This window comes from Streptomyces sp. NPDC051105, from assembly GCF_040682795.1.
Taxonomy (GTDB): Bacteria; Actinomycetota; Actinomycetes; order Streptomycetales; family Streptomycetaceae; genus Streptomyces.
This window is the reverse complement of record NZ_JBFBBR010000002.1, coordinates 178,025-195,191: the sequence shown is the minus strand read 5'-3', so window position 1 is coordinate 195,191 and position 17,167 is coordinate 178,025. Positions and strand designations below refer to the sequence as shown.

Genomic DNA, 17,167 nt, shown 5'->3' with positions numbered 1-17,167 from the left:
GCGTACGGGTGGGAGCAAGGAGCAATGAGTAACCCCCACCCGCACTCACGGCACGAGGATTCGGCATGAGGTCCCTGGAAAGGCATCGCGACGTCGGCGCGTACGCGCTCGGCGTGCTGGACGAGGCGGAGGCCTTCCGCTTCGAGGACCATCTCATGGAGTGCCCGAGCTGCTCGGCACACGTGACCGAGTTCGGCCCGGCGGCACGGCAGTTGATGCTGTACCGCAGGGCCACGCCGCGCTTCGTGCACCCCATGGCCCAGCCCGGCCCCCGGCTCCTTGACCGGCTGCTCGCCGAGGTCGCGACCCGGCACCGGGCCAAGCGCCGCAGGCTGCTGTACGGCCTCGCCGCCTCGGTGGTGTTCGCGGTCGTCGGCCCCGGCATCGTGGCCTACGCCGGCCATGACGCCCCGCCGGCCGTACAGGTCACCGCGGCCACCGACGCGCAGTCGGGCATCTGGGCGCAGGTGAAGTCGGCGGACACGGACTCGGGCAGCATGATCGAGTTGCAGGTGAAGGATGCCGACGGGCCGCGCTCCTGCCGGCTGGTCGCGGTCGGCCGGGACGGCTCCGAGCAGATCGTGACCACCTGGGCCGAGCGGGACCACGACGACCGGGTGTCCACCATGACGGGCGGCTCCTCGATGCACCCCGACGAGATCGACCGCTACGAGGTGCGCGACGCCGACGGGCAGCGCCTGGTGACCCTGGACCCCAGGTGACCGCCGGCTACTTGAGCAGCCGGGACATCCGGCGGTCCGCGAGCGGCTTGCCGCCCGTCTGGCAGGTCGGGCAGTACTGCAGCGAGGAGTCGCTGAAGGAGACCTCGCGGATGGTGTCGCCGCAGACCGGGCAGGGCTCGCCGGTCCGGCCGTGGACCCGCAGCCCGCTCTTCTTCTCCGACTTGAGCCGGCCCGCCGCCAGGCCGTGGGAGCGCTCCACCGCCTCGGTGAGTGTGGTGCGCAGCGCCTCGTACAGCCCGTGGACCTCCTGGGGCGTCAGGGACGCGGCCAGCTTGAACGGGGACATCTTCGCCGCGTGCAGGATCTCGTCGCTGTAGGCGTTGCCCACTCCGGCGATCAGGCTCTGGTCGCGCAGGGCGCCCTTGAGCTGCCGGCGCTCGTCCCCCAGCAGGGCGGCGAGCCGGGCCTCGTCGAAGTCGGCGGCGAGCGGGTCCGGACCGAGCCGCGCGATCCCGGGGACCTCCGCCGGGTCACGGACGATGTACACGGCGAGCTTCTTCTGGGTGCCGGCCTCGGTGAGGTCGAAGCCCGCGCCGGTCTCCAGCGCCACCCGCAGGGCGAGCGGACCCTTCCCGGGCCGGGGCGGTCCGTCCGGCAGCCGGTCCTTCCAGTGCAGCCAGCCCGCCCGGGCCAGATGGGTGATGAAGCGCAGGCCGCCGTCGCCCTCGATGTCCAGGAACTTGCCGTGCCGGTGCACGGCGACGACCTCGCTGCCCTCGAAGGCGCCGACGGGCGGGTCGTACGTCTTCAGGACGCTGATGGCGACCGGCAGGACGCGCACGACCTCGTGGCCGACCAGGTTGTCGGTCAGGAAGTCCTTGAGCGCTTCGACCTCGGGCAGTTCGGGCATGCGTCCAGGGTGCCATCCGTGGCGCCGGGGGTCAGGTGGGCTCCGGCATCCGGAACTCGCACCAGACCGCCTTGCCGCCGCCGCGTGCCTCCACGCCCCACACGTCGGCGATCTCGTCGACCAGCAGCAGGCCCCGCCCGGACACCCCGTCCGCCCCCGCCTCGCGCCGGCGCGGCAGGGCGCTGGAGGAGTCCTCGACCTCGACGCGGAGCCGGCGGTCACCGCCGCCGAGCACCCGGAGGGTGACGATCGCGGAGCCTTCCGTGTGCATCAGCGCGTTGGTGATCAGTTCGTCGGCGACCAGCTCGATCTCGTCGGCGCGGTCCCCGGCGCCCCAGGCCCGGACGGCGGCCCGGATCATGTGCCGGGCCAGGGTGAGCGCCTCGGGGTCGCCGGAGGCCACATGCTGCTGCAGACGGCCGACGGCCTGCGCGGCGTCCGGTCCGCGGCGGCGCAGCAGGAGCAGCGCCACGTCGTCGTCGCCGCCCCGCTTCTCGGCGATCTCGATCAGCCGGTCGGCGAGCTTCCGCACATCCTCCGGCCCCTCGGTGACCTGCTGGATCAGGGACCGCATCCCGTCCCCCAGGTCGGTGCCCGGCTGCTCGACCAGCCCGTCGGTGCACAGCAGCAGCGTCTCGCCGGAGTCGAGCTCCAGGGCGGACACCGGGTATTCGAGGCTCTTGAACTCGGCGGACAGGCCGAGCGGCAGGCCGCCCTCCACGGGGACCCGCCGGCAGCTTCCGTCGGCACCGCGGATCAGCGGGTCGATGTGCCCGGCGCGGACCACCTGGACGACGCCGGTGGTCAGGTCGGCCTCGGCGTACAGGCAGGTGGCGAAGCGGTCGGTGTCGAGTTCGTTCAGGAAGACGGAGGCGCGGGCCATCACGGTGGCGGGGGCGTGGCCCTCGGCGGCGTAGGCGCGCAGCACGATCCGCAGCTGGCCCATGACGGCCGCCGCGTGCGTGTCGTGCCCCTGGACGTCCCCGATGACCGCGCCGACCCGGCCGCCGGGCAGCGGGATCAGGTCGTACCAGTCGCCGCCGATGTCCCGGCCCAGGGCACCGGCGGCGGTCGGGGAGCGGTAACGGACAGCGATGTCGGCGCCGCGCACGCTGGGAATGGTGCGCGGCAGCATCGCCTGCTGGAGTCCCTGGGCGAGGTCCTTCTCCTGCTCGTAGAGCATGGCCCGCTGCAGGCTCTGCGCGATGCTGCTGCCGAGGGCGACCAGGACGGCGCGTTCCTCGGTGGAGAAGCCGAGCCGGTCGTTGTAGAGCAGACCCATGGCGCCGATCGGGCGGGCCTGGGCGATCAGCGGGAGGTAGGCGGCCGAGGTGATGTGCAGCTCGGTGATGTGCGGCCACAGTATCGGGTACCCCTCGGCGAACTCCTCCGGTGACTCGATGAAGCACGGGCTGAGGGTCCGCACCACCTCGCCCATCGGATAGGGCTCGTCTGTCCGGGTGATCCGGGTACCGGGCACGAAACTGCCCGCCGGTCCCTCGGCGACCAGCCGGATCCGGCCGGCCTCGACCAGGCCCATCACCAGGCTGGTCGCGCCCAGGTTGGGGATGCCCTGGGTGTCCTTGAGGGCGTCGATGACGTCCTGGACGCTGCGGGCGTGCGCGAGGGCCGCGGTGACCACCTGGACGACGCCGGACTGCTGGCGCAGCGCCTGGTCCTGGGCGGCCCGCAGACTGCGCGCCTCGCTGTCCTCCAGCTCCTGGGTGGCGTCCCGGACCACGCCGACGACCCGGCGCGGACGGCCGGTCTCGTCCCGCCGGATGTAGCCCTGGGTGTGGGTCCAGCGCGGGGTGCCGTCGCGGCGGCGGATGCGGAAGTACGCCCCGTAGTTCTCGCTGCCGTCCTTGATGGCCTGGGCCACCACCGCGTCCAGCCGGATCCCCTCCGTCAGGGGTACCCGGACGGCGAGGCTCTCGGGGTGCCCGTCGTACTCCTCGGGGGTCAGGTCGAACACCTCGTACGCCGGGGCGTCCATGTGGAACAGACCGGCGTCCAGGTCCCAGTCGAAGGTGCCCAGGCGGTTGAGCGCCAGGATCGGGTGGTCCGGGTGGGCGGGCCAGTCGTCCGGGAGAGACGGAGCGCTCGCTCCCCGATCAGCCATGGGGCCACCTTGCCAGGGGAACCACAGCCGGGCAATTTCTCCCGTATGGCCCACTTCACCCGCCCGGGTTACGTGAGCGGAGGGACGCGGTACACAGGGTGACAGGCCCTTTCCCATCGCCGGGACCGCAGGCCGGAGAGAGGCAGGAGCGCACGGCCGTGGACTGGTTCACCGCACACGAGTACTGGTTGAGCCGACTGGTCTTCCAGCGGGCGCTGGCCGGTGTGTATCTCGTCGCGTTCCTGGTGGCGGCGCTCCAGTTCCGGGCCCTGCTGGGCGAGCGCGGGATGCTGCCGATCCCGAGGTTCGTCGACCGGGTCCCCTTCCGGCGGGCGCCGAGCCTCTTCCACCTGCACTACTCGGACCGCTTCTTCGCGGCCTGCGCCTGGGCGGGCTGCGCGGTGTCGGCGGCGCTGCTGGCCGGCCTGGACTCCCTGCTCCCGCTGTGGGCCGCGATGGTGCTGTGGCTGGTCCCCTGGGCCCTGTATCTCTCGATCGTCAACGTCGGCCAGACCTGGTACGCGTTCGGCTGGGAGTCGCTGCTCCTGGAGGTCGGTTTCCTCGCCGCCTTCCTCGGCAACGACGAGGTGGCCCCGCCGGTCGTCGTCCTGTTCCTGCTGCGCTGGATCCTGTTCCGGGTGGAGTTCGGGGCGGGTCTGATCAAGATGCGCGGGGACGCCTGCTGGCGCAAGCTGACCTGCCTCTACTACCACCACGAGACCCAGCCGATGCCCGGCCCGCTGAGCTGGTTCTTCCACCACCTCCCGAAGCCGGTGCACCGGGCGGAGGTGGCCGCGAACCACGTCACCCAACTCGTGGTCCCCGTCCTGCTGTTCACTCCGCAGCCGATCGCGACGGCGGCCGCGTCGCTGATGATCCTCACCCAGCTGTGGCTGGTGGTCTCCGGCAACTTCTCCTGGCTGAACTGGATCACCATCGTGCTGGCCGTGTCGGCGCTGCGGCTGCCGGCCGGCCGCTCCTCCGCGCCGGGCACCCCGCTCTGGTACGAGATCGTCGTCCTCGCCGTGGCCGCGCTGCTGCTCTTCCTGAGCTACCGCCCGGTGGTGAACATGGTCTCGCGCCGCCAGGTCATGAACCGCTCCTTCGACCCACTGCACCTGGTCAACACCTACGGCGCCTTCGGCAGCGTCAGCCGGGTGCGGTACGAGGTGGTGGTCGAGGGCACGCTGGACGACGCGCCGCGCGAGGACTCGGACTGGCGGGAGTACGAGTTCAAGGGCAAGCCCGGCGATCCACGGTACTGGCCGCGCCAGTTCGCGCCCTACCACCTGCGCCTGGACTGGCTGATGTGGTTCGCCGCCCTCTCCCCCGCGTACGCCGGCGACTGGTTCGGCGGCCTGGTGGAGCGCCTCCTGGAGAACGACCGCGACACGCTACGGCTGCTGCGCCGCTCCCCCTTCCCGCCCGACGAGCCCCCGCGCTTCGTCCGCGCCCGCCTCTTCCGCTACCGCTACACCAGTTGGCGGGAGCTGCGGGAGACGGGGGCGTGCTGGGAGCGGACGTATGTACGGGAGTTCATGCCGCCGACGCGGCTGACGGGGGCCGCTCAGAGGCCGTAGACGCGGGTGGCGGTCGTCTCGAAGACACGGGTGCGTTCGTCGGGTCCGACCAACTGCGTCGCCGCGTCGAGGACTTCGCCATACGTCCCGGCCAGGACGCACACCGGCCAGTCCGAGCCGAACATCAGGCGGTCCGGGCCGAAGGCGTCCAGGACCGTCTCGGCGTACGGGCGGAGGTCGTCGACCGTCCAGGAGGCGGGGTCGGCCTCCGTGACCATGCCGGAGAGTTTGCACACGGTGTTGGGCAGGGCGGCGAGGGCGCGTACGGCGGTGGCCCAGGGTTCGAGGGTGCCGGAGGCGATGGGCGGTTTGCCCAGGTGATCGAGGACGAAGGTGAGGTGCGGGTGGGACTCGGCGGCCTTGACGGCGGCCGGAAGCTGGTGGGCCTGGACGACCAGGTCGTAGACGAGGCCCGCGTCGGCGATCGCGGCCAGGCCCCGGTGGACCTCCGGGCGCAGCAGCCACTCCGGGTCCGGTTCGCCCTGGACCTGGTGGCGGATGCCCTTCAGGTAGGTGCCGCCGGGGAGTTCGCTGAGGCGGGCGAGTTCGTCGGCGATCGCCGGGGCGGTGAGATCGGTCCAGCCGACGACTCCCGCGACCAGGTCGTGGGTGTCGGCGAGGGCCAGGAACTCGGGGGTCTCCTCCGGGACGGTGATCGTCTGGACCAGGACCGTGCGGGTGACACCGGCCGCCCGCGCCTCGGGTTCGAGGTCCTCGACGGTGAAGTTCCTTCTGAGCGGCTGGAGTTCCGGTCCCGCGATCCAGTCCTGGTCCCGTACCGAGAGGTCCCAGACGTGGTGGTGGGCGTCGACGGTCATGGCAGCTCCCCTACGACGGGCAGGCCGACGTCCGGGCCTGCCTCGGAGTGGTGGTGGACGACGTCGAGCAGCTCGGCCGTCCGGGCCTGCCAGGCCGCGTCGACCGGGAGCTTCTCCAGTTCGGCGAGGAGGCGGCCGTGGTCCGCGCCGGCGCCGACGGCCCGGATGGCTTCGGTGAGTTCTACGGGGAGCTCGCGGTGGGTGGCCTCGGACGCGGGGATGCGGGCGGCGCGGACCGTGGTGTGCGGGGTCGCTGTCATGACGGGTCCTCCGTGGGTACGGGGGCGTCGGCGGGCAGCAGGCCGGTGGCGTGCAGCTCCTGCCAGAAGGCGGCGGGGACGTGCGTGGCGAACTGCCGGGCCCCGTCCTCGATCTCGGCCGCCGAGCGGGCGCCGACCAGCACGCTCGCCACGGCCGGGTGGGCGGCGCAGAAGGCGAGGGCGGTCGCGCGGAGCGTGGTGCCGTGCTGTTCGGCGAGTTCCTTGAGGCGCAGGGCGCGGGCGAGCAACTCGTCGGAGACCTGGGAGTAGTTGTAGGTGGCGGCCGGCTTCGGGTCGGCCAGCAGACCGGAGTTGAAGGCCCCGCCGATCACCACCGACGTACCGCGTTCCTCGGCGGCCGGGAGCAGATCGGCCAGGGCGCTCTGGTCGAGGAGGGTGTAGCGGCCGGCGCACAGCACCACGTCGATGTCGGTGTCGCGGACGAACCGGGTGAGCATGGCCGTCTGGTTCATGCCAGCGCCGATCGCACCGACGACCCCCTCGGAGCGGAGCTTCTCCAGGGCCGGGTAGCCCTCGCGGAAGGCCTGTTCGGCGTGGTCGTCGGGGTCGTGGAGGTAGACCGCGTCGACCCGGTCGAGGCCGAGCCGCTCCAGGCTCGACTCCAGGGTGCGGCGGATGCCGTCGGCGCTGAAGTCCCAGACCCGGCGGTAGGTGTCCGGCACGGCGAAGCCGTGGGCGAGGTCGTCGCCGTCTCCGGGCCCCGGCTCCAGGCGGCGGCCGACCTTGGTGGAGAGGGCGTAGGTGTCCCGGTCGTACTCCCGCAGCGCCTCGCCGAGCCGCCGTTCGGACAGGCCGAGGCCGTAGTGGGGGGCGGTGTCGAAGTAGCGGATGCCCTGCTGCCAGGCGGTGGTGACCGTGTCGTGGGCCTGCTGGTCGGGGACTTCGGTGTAGAGGTTTCCGATCACGGCGGCGCCGAGGCCCAGGGGGCCGACCCGGACGCCGCTTCGGCCGAGGGTGTTCACTGGCCCTCCGGGCGCAGCCTGAGGCCCTGCATGCCGCCGTCGACGGCAAGGGAGGTGCCGGTGGTGGCGCCGGAGAGCGGGCTCGCCAAGTAGGCGATCGCGCTCGCGACCTCGGCGGCGGAGACCAGGCGCCCGGAGGGCTGGCGGGCCTCCAGGGCGGCGCGTTCGGCGGCCGGGTCGGCGGCCCGGTCGAGCAGCCGGCCGATCCACGGGGTGTCCGCCGTACCGGGGTTGACGCAGTTGACGCGGACGCCCTCGCGGAGGTGGTCGGCGGCCATGGCAAGGGTGAGCGAGTACACGGCGCCCTTGGTGGCGCTGTACAGGGCACGTTGCGGCAGCCCCGCGGTGGCGGCGATGGAGCAGGTGTTGACGATCGCCGCGTGGTCCGAGCGGCGCAGGTGCGGGAGGGCCGCGCGGGCGGTGCGGACCATGCCGAGGACGTTGACGTCGAAGACGCGGCGCCATTCGTCGTCGTCGTTGTCCTCGACCGTGCCCTGGGCGCCGATGCCGGCGTTGTTGACCAGGACGTCGAGGCCGCCGAGGGCTTCCACCGCACTCTCCACGGCCGCGCGTACGGAGGCGTCGTCGGTGACGTCGGCCCGGAAGCCGAGCAGCGGCTTCTCGACGGCGGACGGGTCGAGGTCGAGGACGGCGACCTGGGCGCCGCGCTCGGCGAGGAGTTCGGCGGTGGCCCGGCCGATCCCGGAGGCCCCGCCGGTGACCAGTGCTTTCAGGCCCTCGAAGTCGGTCATGCCGCCTGTCCCTTCCGCGTCTGCGTGTGCGTCTGTGTCTGTGTCTGTGTCTGTGTCTGTGTCTGTGCGTCGGCGGCCCAGAAGGTGCCGCCCGGATAGGTGTACTCCGCGATGGACTCCGGTCGCATGGCGGCGGAGAAGCCCGGTGCGGTGGGTGCCGTGTAGTGACCCTCCCGGATCACCACCGGGTCGCGGAAGTGGTCGTGCAGATGATCGACGTACTCGATGACCCGGTCCTCGGTGGTGCCGGAGACGGCCAGGTAGTCGAACATCGAGAGGTGCTGGACGAGTTCGCACAGTCCGACGCCGCCCGCGTGCGGGCACACGGGGACGCCGAACTTGGCGGCGAGCAGCAGGATGGCGAGGTTCTCGTTGACGCCGGCGACCCGGGCCGCGTCGATCTGGACGATGTCGAGGGCGCCGGCCTGGAGCAGTTGCTTGAAGACGATGCGGTTCTGCACGTGTTCGCCGGTGGCGACCTTGACCGGGGTCACCGCCCGGCGGATGGCCGCATGGCCGAGGATGTCGTCGGGGCTGGTGGGCTCCTCGATCCAGTACGGGTCGAACTCGGCGAGGGCCTTGGTCCAGCGGATCGCCTCGTCGACGCTCCAGCGCTGGTTGGCGTCGACGGCCATCCGGATGTCCGGGCCGACGACCGAGCGGGCGACCCGGCAGCGCCGGATGTCGTCCTCCAGGTCGGCGCCGACCTTCAGCTTGATCTGCCGGAAGCCGTCGGCGACCGCCTGGGCGGCGAGCCGGGTGAGCTTCTCGTCGTCGTAGCCGAGCCAGCCGGCGGAGGTGGTGTAGGCGGGGAAGCCGCGCTCCAGCAGCCGGGTCCGGCGCTCGTCGGCGCCTTCGCGGGCGCGCCGGAGGATACCGAGGGCCTCCTCGGGGGTGAGGGCGTCGGTGAGGTAGCGGAAGTCGACCTGGCGGACGATCCACTCGGGTTCGGCGTCGGCGAGCAACTGCCACAGCGGCTTGCCGGCCCGGCGGGCGGCCAGGTCCCACACCGCGTTGATCACCGCCCCGATCGCCATGTGCATCACGCCCTTCTCGGGGCCGAGCCAGCGCAGCTGGCTGTCGCCGATCAGGTCCTGGTAGAGCGCTCCGGGGTCGTCGCAGATCTCGTCGACCGGGCGGCCGAGCACATGGTTCCGCAGCGCGCCGATCGCGGCGACCTGGACGTCGTTGCCCCGCCCGATGGTGAACGTGAACCCGTGTCCCTCGTGCCCATCGGCCGCGTCGGTGCGCAGCACGACATAGGCCGCCGAGTAGTCGGGGTCCGGGTTCATCGCGTCGGAGCCGTCCAGCTCGCGCGAGGTGGGGAAGCGGATGTCGTAGGTGTCGACCGCGGTGACGCGAGCGGAGGGGCCGGGGCTCGGGGACACGGATTGCCTTTCCGTCAGGGGGAGTTCGGGACGCGGGCCGCTCAGTCCTGGGCCCGTCCCGTGGTGACACGGGCGATCATGAGGGCGACGAGGATGATGCCTCCGTAGATGGCCTGGATCCAGAACGACGGGACCTGCGCCAGGGTGAGCAGGTTCTGGACCACACCCAGGAGGAGTACGCCGGTCAGAGCGCCGAACATGGTGCCCTTGCCGCCGTCCAGGCTGATGCCGCCGATCACCGCCGCCGCCATCACCGTGAAGATCATGTTGTTGCCCTGGTTGGCGCTGATCGCGCCGACGTAGCCGGTCTGCATGATCCCGCCGACGGAGGCGAGGACACCCGCGACGACGGAGACCCCCAGCACCACCCGGTCGACGCGGATACCGGCCGCGCGGGCCGCCTCCGCGTTGCCGCCGATCGCGTACAGGGCGCGGCCGACCCGGTGGTACTTGAGGATCAGTCCGGCCACCCCGAAGGCGACCGCGGCCAGCCACACGGACAGCGGGACCCGCAGGAAGGTGGAGGTGGCCAGGGAGAAGAACGCGTCGGGCATGCCGAACAGCGTCTTGCCCTTGGTGGCGCCGACGAGCAGCCCGCGCAGCACGATCAGCATCGCGAGGGTGACGATGAAGGCGTTGAGCTTGAACTTCACCACCAGGACGCCGTTGAAGGCGCCGATGACGCCGCCGACGACGAGGACGGCGAGCAGGGCGAGCCCGGCCGGCCACCCGGTGCCCCAGCCGGACTCCGCGGTGGGCAGCACCAGCAGGGCGCCGACGGCGGGGGCGATGCCGACCACCGACTCCAGGGAGAGGTCGATCTTGCCGCTGATCAGGATCAGCGACTCGGCGAGGACCACCATCGCCAGGGCCGCCGAGGCGCCCAGGATGGAGATCAGGTTCCGTTCGGTGAGGAACGAGTCGTTGACGATCGCACCGAGGATCAGCAGAACCAACAGCGCGGGTACGAGGGCGAGTTCACGGACCCTGCGGAGCAGCACGGTCTTGGCGGCACGGGCGTCGGGGACGCGCACGGGGCCGGCGGTCGAGGCCGACGGGGCCTTCGTGTCAGCCATGGTCCACTCCTTCGGCCGGGGAGCCGGCTCCTGCGGGCATGGAGTCCACTCCTTCTATGGAAGCGATCAGCTCGTGGTCGCGCCAGCCCGCCGGGTGCTCGGCGACGACGCGGCCGTGGAAGAGGACGAGGACCCGGTCGCAGCGGCGCAGGTCGTCGAGTTCGTCGGAGACGACCAGTACGGCGGTGCCGTCCTCGCGGGCGTTGTCCATGCGGGCGAGCAGCGACTCCTTGGACTTCACGTCGACGCCCGCGGTGGGGTTGATCAGGACGAGCAGCCGGGGGTCGGAGGCGAGGGCGCGGGCCATGACGACCTTCTGCGCGTTGCCGCCGGACAGGTCGGAGACGGGCTGCTCGGGTCCCTCGGCGTGGATGTCGAGGCGCTCGATCAGCTCGTCGGCGAAGCGCCGCTTGCGGTCGCCGGCGATGAAACCGAAGCGGCCGAGCCGGTCGAGGACGCTCATGGTGGCGTTGTCGCCGATGCTCATGCCGAAGACCAGTCCCTGTCCGTGCCGGTCGCGCGGCACACAGCCGACGCCGGCCTTCAGGGCCGCTTTCACATCGCCGAACGGCAGCCGCTCGCCGTCGAGTCGGGCGGCACCCCCGGTCGGGGTGTACAGCCCGGCGAAGGACTCCGCCAGCTCGATCTTGCCGCTGCCGCTGGATCCGGCGATCCCGACGACCTCGCCCCGGCGCACGGTGAGGTCGATGTCCTGGTACGACGGTGAGGTCAGCCCTCGCGCGTCCAGCACGACGGGGGACTCGTCCGCCACCGCCTCGCGGCTGTGGTCCTGCTCGGCGATCGACTCCCCCGCCATGGCCTCCACCAGGGCCCGGCGCGGGAGTTCGGCGACGGACGCGGTGGTGATCCAGCGTGCGTCACGGAGCACCGTGACGGTCTGGCAGACCTCGTAGACCTCCTGGAGGTGGTGCGAGATGAACAGGAAGGTCACGCCCGAGTCCTGGAGCGCCCGCATCCGGCTGAACAGCCGCTCGATCTCCCGGTTGTCGAGCTGGGCGGTCGGCTCGTCGAGCACGATGAACCGGGCGCCGAAGCTCAACGCCCGGGCGATCTCCACCATTTGGCGGTCCTCGACCTTGAGGTCGGCGGTACGCGCCTCGGGGTCGACATGGACGTCCCAGGTGTCGAGCAGGGCGGCCGCCTCGCTCCGCAGCCGCCGCCAGCTGATGAGACCCCGGTGCAGCGGCTGCCGGTTGATGAACAGGTTCTCGGCGACCGTCAGCTCCGGTACGACCGTGGGCTTCTGGTAGACGCAGGCGACCTTGCTCCGCCAGGCGTCCCGGTCGCCGAGCGGGGGCGCGGGCTCGCCGTCGAAACGGACCGTGCCCTCGTCCGGGGCCTGGAGGCCGGTGAGGACGCTGACCAGAGTGGACTTGCCGGCGCCGTTGCGGCCGACGAGGGCGTGGGACTCGCCAGGCAGCACGGTGAGCCGGCCGTCGGCGAGGGCGACGGTGGGGCCGTACCGCTTGACGATGTCCCGGGCCTCAACAAGTGGCGTGCTCATTTGACCGTGTTGCCCCACAGCTTCGGGTCGTCGACGTTGTCCTTGGTGACGAGCGGCGCGGGCAGCTGGTCCTCCAGGATGCCGCTGGGCAGCTTGACGATCGTGGAGTCGTGGTCGGTCGGACCCGGCTTGAACGTCTTCCCCTCCATCGCCGCCTTGATGTAGTACATGCCGTACTTGGCGTAGGCGTCGGCCGGCTGGGAGACGGTCGCGTCGATCTCGCCCTTGCGGATGGCGTCGAACTCCTGCGGGATGCCGTCGTTGGAGACGATCGCTATGTGCCCGCTCTGCCCGGCCGTCTTGAGCATGCCCTTGGACTTCAGGGTCTGCAGGGTCGGGGCGAGATAGACACCGCCGGCCTGCATGTAGATGCCCTTGATGTCGGGGTTGGCGTTGAGGAGCGTGTCCAGCTTGGACGCGGCCGTGTCGGACTCCCACTTGGCGGGGATCTCCAGCACCTTGAGCTTCGGGTACTTCTTCTTCACGCAGTCGCGGAAGGCCTCGGAGCGGTCCCGGCCGTTCACCGAGGCCAGGTCGCCCATGATCTGCACGACCTTGCCGCTGGTGACGTGCTGGCCGAGGTAGTCGCAGGCCTTGGTGCCGTAGGCGACGTTGTCGGCGCGCACCACCATGGCGACCTTGCCCTTGTCGGGCGCCACGTCCACGGCGACCACCGGCACACCCTTGCGCTCGGCCTGGTCGAGACCCGCCTCGATGGCCGCACTGTCCAGCGGGGCGACGACCAGCCCCTTCACACCCTGGTTCAGCTCGTTGTTGATGTCGGTGATCTGCTGGGAGGGGTCGCTGTTGGAGTTGACCGTCTTCAGCGCCTCGACACCCTCGGACTTCGCCATCTTGGGTACGTAGTCGTTGTACGACTGCCAGAACGGCGAGGTCAGCAGGGGCAGGATCACCCCGACCTTGCCCGTGCCGCCGCCTCCGGCGCTGCCGCTGCCGGTGTCCTTCGTACTGCCGCACGCGGCGAGCGCGAGCGAGGCGCCGACGGCCACGGCCGTCGCGCCGATGATCCGGTACCTGTTCCGCTTCCCCAGTGTTCTGCCGGGCATCTGGCAGCTCCTCATCGAGCGTGTTCGAGCAGATGCCCGCATACTTATCAGACCACTCGGGGCCGTCAACACCCTTCGGACGCGATTTTTCGGCGATTCGAGCCGTAGTGGTCCGACCACATCGCTGGTTAGACTGCGGCGCACCGGCGACAGGAGGAGCGGTGTGGACGAGAGCGGTGTGGACGGGCCGGCCCCGCAGAAGGGCACGGTGACGCAGCGCGCCATCGAGCGGATCAAGGCGATGATCGGGGAGGGCCGCCTGGAGCCGGGCCAGCGGCTGCCGACAGAACGGGATCTCGCCGCCCAGCTGGGCATGTCCCGCAGCTCCATGCGCGAGGCGATCCGCGCGCTGACGGTCCTGGGCGTCCTGGAGGCCCGGCACGGCTCCGGCATCTACGTCACCCAGTTGGAGGCGGGTGACCTGCTGGAGACGTTCGGGGTGGTCGCCGATCTGTCACGCGGGCCGCAGCTGGTGGAGTTGCTGGAGGTGCGGCGGGTCCTGGAGTCGACGGCGACGGCGCTGGCCGCCGCGCGCATCACGGCCGATCAACTGGCCGAGGTGGAGAAGCACTTGACGGCGATGAACGCCACGGACGACCCGGAGGAGATCCTCGCCCACGACCTCGCGTTCCACCGGGTGATCGCCGGCGCCGCCGGCAACGACACGATGGCAGCGATCCTGGAGGGACTGTCGTCGCGGACGTTCCGGGCCCGGGTGTGGCGGGGGTTTCAGGAGGAGGGGGCGTTCGCGCGGACGCGGCGGGAGCACGCGGCGATCCACCGGGCCCTCGTCGCCCGGGATCCGGAGGCGGCGAGGGCTGCGGCGGCTGCGCATGTGGGTGAGGTGGAGGAGTGGTTGCGGGTGCAGCTGAGGGGTTAGGACCGTGGACTTCGGCCGCGGGTGCGTTGTGGCTGGTCGCGCCCACGCGGCGGTAGCCGCCCATGGATACAGCCCCGCGCCCCTGAAGGGGCGCTCAGACCCGCGCCAGTCGCAGAGTCACCAACTCGAACGGCCGTAGGCGCACACAGACGCGGTTTCCCGCCCACTCGGGAAGGTCAGGCAACGGTCGTTCCAGCAGGTCCGTCACCTCGGCTCCCGCGACCTCGAAGCCAGCCGTCAGCGTCGCGCGGGCGCGGCCCCCGTGCGCCTCGTGGAAGCGGACCACCACGTCGCCGCTGCCGTCATCGGCCAGCTTCACGGCGGTGATGACCACGGCGTCGTCGTCGACCGTGACCAGCGGAGCCACCTCATGCCCGCCTGCCACCCTTCGCTCCGGCAGGTTGATCCGCCACCCCTCCCGCACCGCGTCCGCGATTCCCGCGCCCGGTACCAGTGCGTGCCGGAAGCGGTGGACGCCCTGGTCGGTCTCGGGGTCGGGGAAGCGCGGGGCGCGCAGCAGGGAGACGCGGACCGTGGTCGTCGTGCCCCGGTCGCCGTCGGTGCGGACCGTGCGGGTCACGTCGTGGCCGTACGTGGAGTCGTTGACGATCGCCACGCCCCAGCCCGGCTCGTCCAGGTGGATGAAGCGGTGGTTGCAGGCCTCGAACTTCGCGGCCTCCCATGAGGTGTTGGTGTGGGTCGGGCGGTGGAAGTGGCCGAACTGGGTCTCCGACGCGTAGCGGTCGGCGTGCAGGTCCAGCGGGAAGGCCAGCTTCAGGAACTTCTCCGTCTCGTGCCAGTCCACCTCCGTGTCGATCAGCAGCCGGCGCTCGCCCGGCGGCAGCGACAGCACCTGGGTGACCCCTGAGGAGCCGAAGGACCGCATGATCCGGACGGAATGACCCTCCTCGCCGACGGTCAGGCTGTCGAGGTCCGTGAGGTTCGTGACCGCGTTGCGGTAGAAGGCGTCGACGTCCCAGGCGTCCCACATGTTCGGGAAGTCCGGGTGGAGTTGGAGCAGGTTGGCGGCCGTACCGGGGGCGACGGACTCGCGGTCGGCGGCGAGGTCGTACACGGACACGACCAGGCCCCGGGCGTCGATCTCGATCCGCAGCAGGCCGTTGGAGAGGATCCGGCCGCCCTCGGGGCGCTCCGAGATCGTCACCTCCCCGGGCGGCTCCTCCTCGCCTGCGCCCCCGGCGGGGATGCCATGGCGGCTGTGCGGTGCCGAGTTGAAGACCAGGCTCCGCGTCCCCTGCCCCGCCAGGGCCCGCTGGGCCGCGTCGATGATCCCGTCGAGTTCGGCGGCGACCCGCTGGTAGGTCGCCCGGGCCTCGCGGTGCACCCAGGCGATCGACGAACCGGGCAGGATGTCGTGGAACTGGTGGAGCAGGACCGTCTTCCAGATCCGGTCCAGCTCCTCGTAGGGATAGGGGAATCCGGTCCGTACGGCGGCCGTGGTCGCCCACAGCTCGGCCTCCCTCAGGAGGTGTTCGCTGCGCCGGTTGCCCTGTTTGGTCCTGGCCTGGCTGGTGAGGGTGGCGCGGTGGAGTTCGAGATACAGCTCGCCCACCCAGACGGGCGGGTCCGCGTATTCGGCCTCCGCCTTCTCGAAGAACTCCGCCGGGGTCTCCCAGACGACCGCCGGCGAGCCCTCCAGATCCCGTACCCGGGCCGCCTTCGCCACCATCTCCCGGGTCGTGCCCCCGCCGCCGTCACCCCAGCCGGTCGGCGCGAGGGAGTGCCGGGCCCGGCCCTTGTCCTTGAAGTTGCGGGTGGCGTGGGCGAGTTCGCTGCCCTTCATGGAGCAGTTGTAGGTGTCGACGGGCGGGAAGTGGGTGAAGATCCGGGTGCCGTCGATGCCCTCCCACTGGAAGGTGTGGTGCGGGAACTTGTTCGTCTGGGACCAGGAGATCTTCTGGGTGAGGAGCCGGGTGGAGCCCGCCGCCCTGATGATCTGCGGGAGCCCGGCGGCGAAGCCGAAGGTGTCCGGCAGCCACGCCTCGTCGTTCTCGATGCCGAACTCGTCCAGGAAGAACCGCTTCCCGTGCACGAACTGACGGGCCATCGCCTCCGAACCCGGCATGTTGGTGTCCGACTCCACCCACATCCCGCCGGCCGGCACGAACCGGCCGTCCGCGACCGCCTTCTTCACCCGCGCCCACACCTCGGGCCGGTGCTCCTTCACCCACGCCCACTGCTGGGCCTGCGACATGGCGAACACGAAGTCGGGCTCGTCCTCGATGAGGGCGGTCATGTTGGCCGTCGTACGGGCCACCTTGCGGACCGTCTCGCGCAACGGCCACAGCCACGCCGAGTCGATGTGCGCGTGACCGACGGCGCTGATCCGGTGCGCGGAGGGCGCGGCGGGGACGGACAGCACGTCGGTGAGCCGTGCACGCGCCTGCCCCGCCGTGCCGTTGACGTCCTGGAGGTCGATCGCGTCCAGGGCCCGCTCGACCGCGCGCAGGATCTCCCAGCGGCGTGGTGCGTCCGCCGGCAGCTCGGCCATCAGCTCGCCGAGCACCTCCAGGTCGAGCACCAGCTGCCAGACGGTCTCGTCGAAGACGGCGAGGTCCATCCGGGTGAGTGTGTACTGCGGCTCGTGCCCGGCGGTGTCCTTGTCGCCCAGCCACGTGGGCCGGAAGGGGTGGTAGTCGAGGATGACGGGGTTGGAGGCGGCCTCGATGTGCAGCCGTACCTGCTCGCCGCCCGCCACCGGGGCGCCGATCCGGACCCACTGGTTGCGCGGGTTGAGGCCCTTCACGGGGGTGCCGTCGGGCCGGTAGACCAGGCCCTCGCACTGGAAGCCGGGCATGTTCTCGTCGAATCCGAGGTCGAGCAGGGCCTCCACGGTCCGCCCTGCCCACTCCTCGGGGACGGTTCCGGTCACCCGGAACCAGCTGGTGCCCCACGGAGCACCCCACCGGGCGCCCACCTCGATCGGCCCGGGCTCGGCGGCGAGCCCTTCGGCGACCGGCACGGGCTCGCCGGGCGCGTGCCACACGGCGACGTCGAGCGGCACGGACTCGGGGTACACGGCGGGGCGGACGCGCTCGTCGAGGACGCGCCTGAGGCGGGCTTCCACCAAGCTGCGGTCGTCATGCATGTGGGGTGCTCCGT

General features: G+C 71.4%; 14 protein-coding genes. 3 read left to right on the top strand and 11 right to left on the bottom strand.

Annotated elements, in window-relative coordinates; all coding sequences use genetic code 11:
• The first annotated feature begins 65 nt into the window (after nucleotides 1–65).
• Nucleotides 66–722, top strand: coding sequence for a zf-HC2 domain-containing protein (locus tag AB0N16_RS04840; protein WP_365793103.1), 657 nt, complete (start codon nucleotides 66–68; stop codon nucleotides 720–722).
• Nucleotides 723–729: 7 nt separating this feature from the next.
• Here AB0N16_RS04840 and AB0N16_RS04835 read toward each other — a convergent pair whose 3' ends face one another.
• Together AB0N16_RS04835 and AB0N16_RS04830 are read right to left on the bottom strand one after the other, a co-directional pair.
• A complete protein-coding gene (locus tag AB0N16_RS04835) occupies nucleotides 730–1,593 on the bottom strand; it encodes a DNA-formamidopyrimidine glycosylase family protein (protein ID WP_365793101.1) in 864 nt (287 codons plus the stop codon).
• A gap of 31 nt (nucleotides 1,594–1,624) precedes the next feature.
• Entirely contained in the window at nucleotides 1,625–3,715 is a 2,091-nt protein-coding gene (locus AB0N16_RS04830; protein WP_365793099.1) for a SpoIIE family protein phosphatase, read from the bottom strand.
• A gap of 158 nt (nucleotides 3,716–3,873) precedes the next feature.
• On the opposite strand from AB0N16_RS04830, the gene AB0N16_RS04825 reads away from it, so the two are divergent.
• On the top strand, nucleotides 3,874–5,295 hold the full coding sequence (locus AB0N16_RS04825) for a lipase maturation factor family protein (RefSeq protein ID WP_365793097.1): 1,422 nt from the start codon (nucleotides 3,874–3,876) through the stop codon (nucleotides 5,293–5,295).
• On the opposite strand, the gene AB0N16_RS04820 is transcribed toward AB0N16_RS04825, so the two are convergent.
• From AB0N16_RS04820 to AB0N16_RS04785, 8 genes are read right to left on the bottom strand one after another with little or no spacing between them, the layout of a single operon-like run.
• Nucleotides 5,283–6,113, bottom strand: coding sequence for an amidohydrolase family protein (locus AB0N16_RS04820; protein ID WP_365793095.1), 831 nt, complete (start codon nucleotides 6,111–6,113; stop codon nucleotides 5,283–5,285). The two genes, AB0N16_RS04825 and AB0N16_RS04820, sit on opposite strands and share 13 nt — an antisense overlap.
• A complete protein-coding gene (locus AB0N16_RS04815) occupies nucleotides 6,110–6,373 on the bottom strand; it encodes an L-rhamnose mutarotase (RefSeq protein ID WP_365793093.1) in 264 nt (87 codons plus the stop codon). The genes AB0N16_RS04820 and AB0N16_RS04815 overlap by 4 nt, the downstream gene beginning before the upstream one ends.
• Nucleotides 6,370–7,356, bottom strand: coding sequence for an aldo/keto reductase (locus tag AB0N16_RS04810; protein WP_365793091.1), 987 nt, complete (start codon nucleotides 7,354–7,356; stop codon nucleotides 6,370–6,372). The genes AB0N16_RS04815 and AB0N16_RS04810 overlap by 4 nt, the downstream gene beginning before the upstream one ends.
• Nucleotides 7,353–8,108 (bottom strand): SDR family oxidoreductase, encoded by a 756-nt coding sequence (locus tag AB0N16_RS04805; RefSeq protein WP_365793089.1) that lies wholly within the window; start codon nucleotides 8,106–8,108, stop codon nucleotides 7,353–7,355. The genes AB0N16_RS04810 and AB0N16_RS04805 overlap by 4 nt, the downstream gene beginning before the upstream one ends.
• Nucleotides 8,105–9,496, bottom strand: a complete 1,392-nt coding sequence (locus tag AB0N16_RS04800) for an L-fuconate dehydratase (RefSeq protein ID WP_365793087.1) — start codon at nucleotides 9,494–9,496, stop codon at nucleotides 8,105–8,107. The genes AB0N16_RS04805 and AB0N16_RS04800 overlap by 4 nt, the downstream gene beginning before the upstream one ends.
• A gap of 41 nt (nucleotides 9,497–9,537) precedes the next feature.
• Complete coding sequence (locus AB0N16_RS04795; RefSeq protein WP_365793085.1) at nucleotides 9,538–10,572, bottom strand: ABC transporter permease; 1,035 nt, start codon at nucleotides 10,570–10,572, stop codon at nucleotides 9,538–9,540.
• On the bottom strand, nucleotides 10,565–12,097 hold the full coding sequence (locus tag AB0N16_RS04790; protein WP_365793083.1) for a sugar ABC transporter ATP-binding protein: 1,533 nt from the start codon (nucleotides 12,095–12,097) through the stop codon (nucleotides 10,565–10,567). The genes AB0N16_RS04795 and AB0N16_RS04790 overlap by 8 nt, the downstream gene beginning before the upstream one ends.
• The gene (locus AB0N16_RS04785) at nucleotides 12,094–13,164 is read right to left on the bottom strand and encodes a sugar ABC transporter substrate-binding protein (protein ID WP_365793081.1); all 1,071 of its coding nucleotides are present in this window, start codon (nucleotides 13,162–13,164) and stop codon (nucleotides 12,094–12,096) included. The genes AB0N16_RS04790 and AB0N16_RS04785 overlap by 4 nt, the downstream gene beginning before the upstream one ends.
• Before the next feature lie 178 nt (nucleotides 13,165–13,342).
• On the opposite strand from AB0N16_RS04785, the gene AB0N16_RS04780 reads away from it, so the two are divergent.
• A complete protein-coding gene (locus AB0N16_RS04780) occupies nucleotides 13,343–14,044 on the top strand; it encodes a FadR/GntR family transcriptional regulator (protein ID WP_365794029.1) in 702 nt (233 codons plus the stop codon).
• A 94-nt stretch (nucleotides 14,045–14,138) separates the two neighbouring features.
• Here the strand turns inward: AB0N16_RS04780 and AB0N16_RS04775 are convergent, their stop codons facing one another.
• Nucleotides 14,139–17,153 carry a glycoside hydrolase family 38 C-terminal domain-containing protein gene (locus AB0N16_RS04775; protein WP_365793079.1) on the bottom strand — a complete coding sequence of 1,005 codons (3,015 nt, stop codon included), beginning with the start codon at nucleotides 17,151–17,153 and terminating at the stop codon, nucleotides 14,139–14,141.
• Nucleotides 17,154–17,167 lie beyond the last annotated feature (14 nt).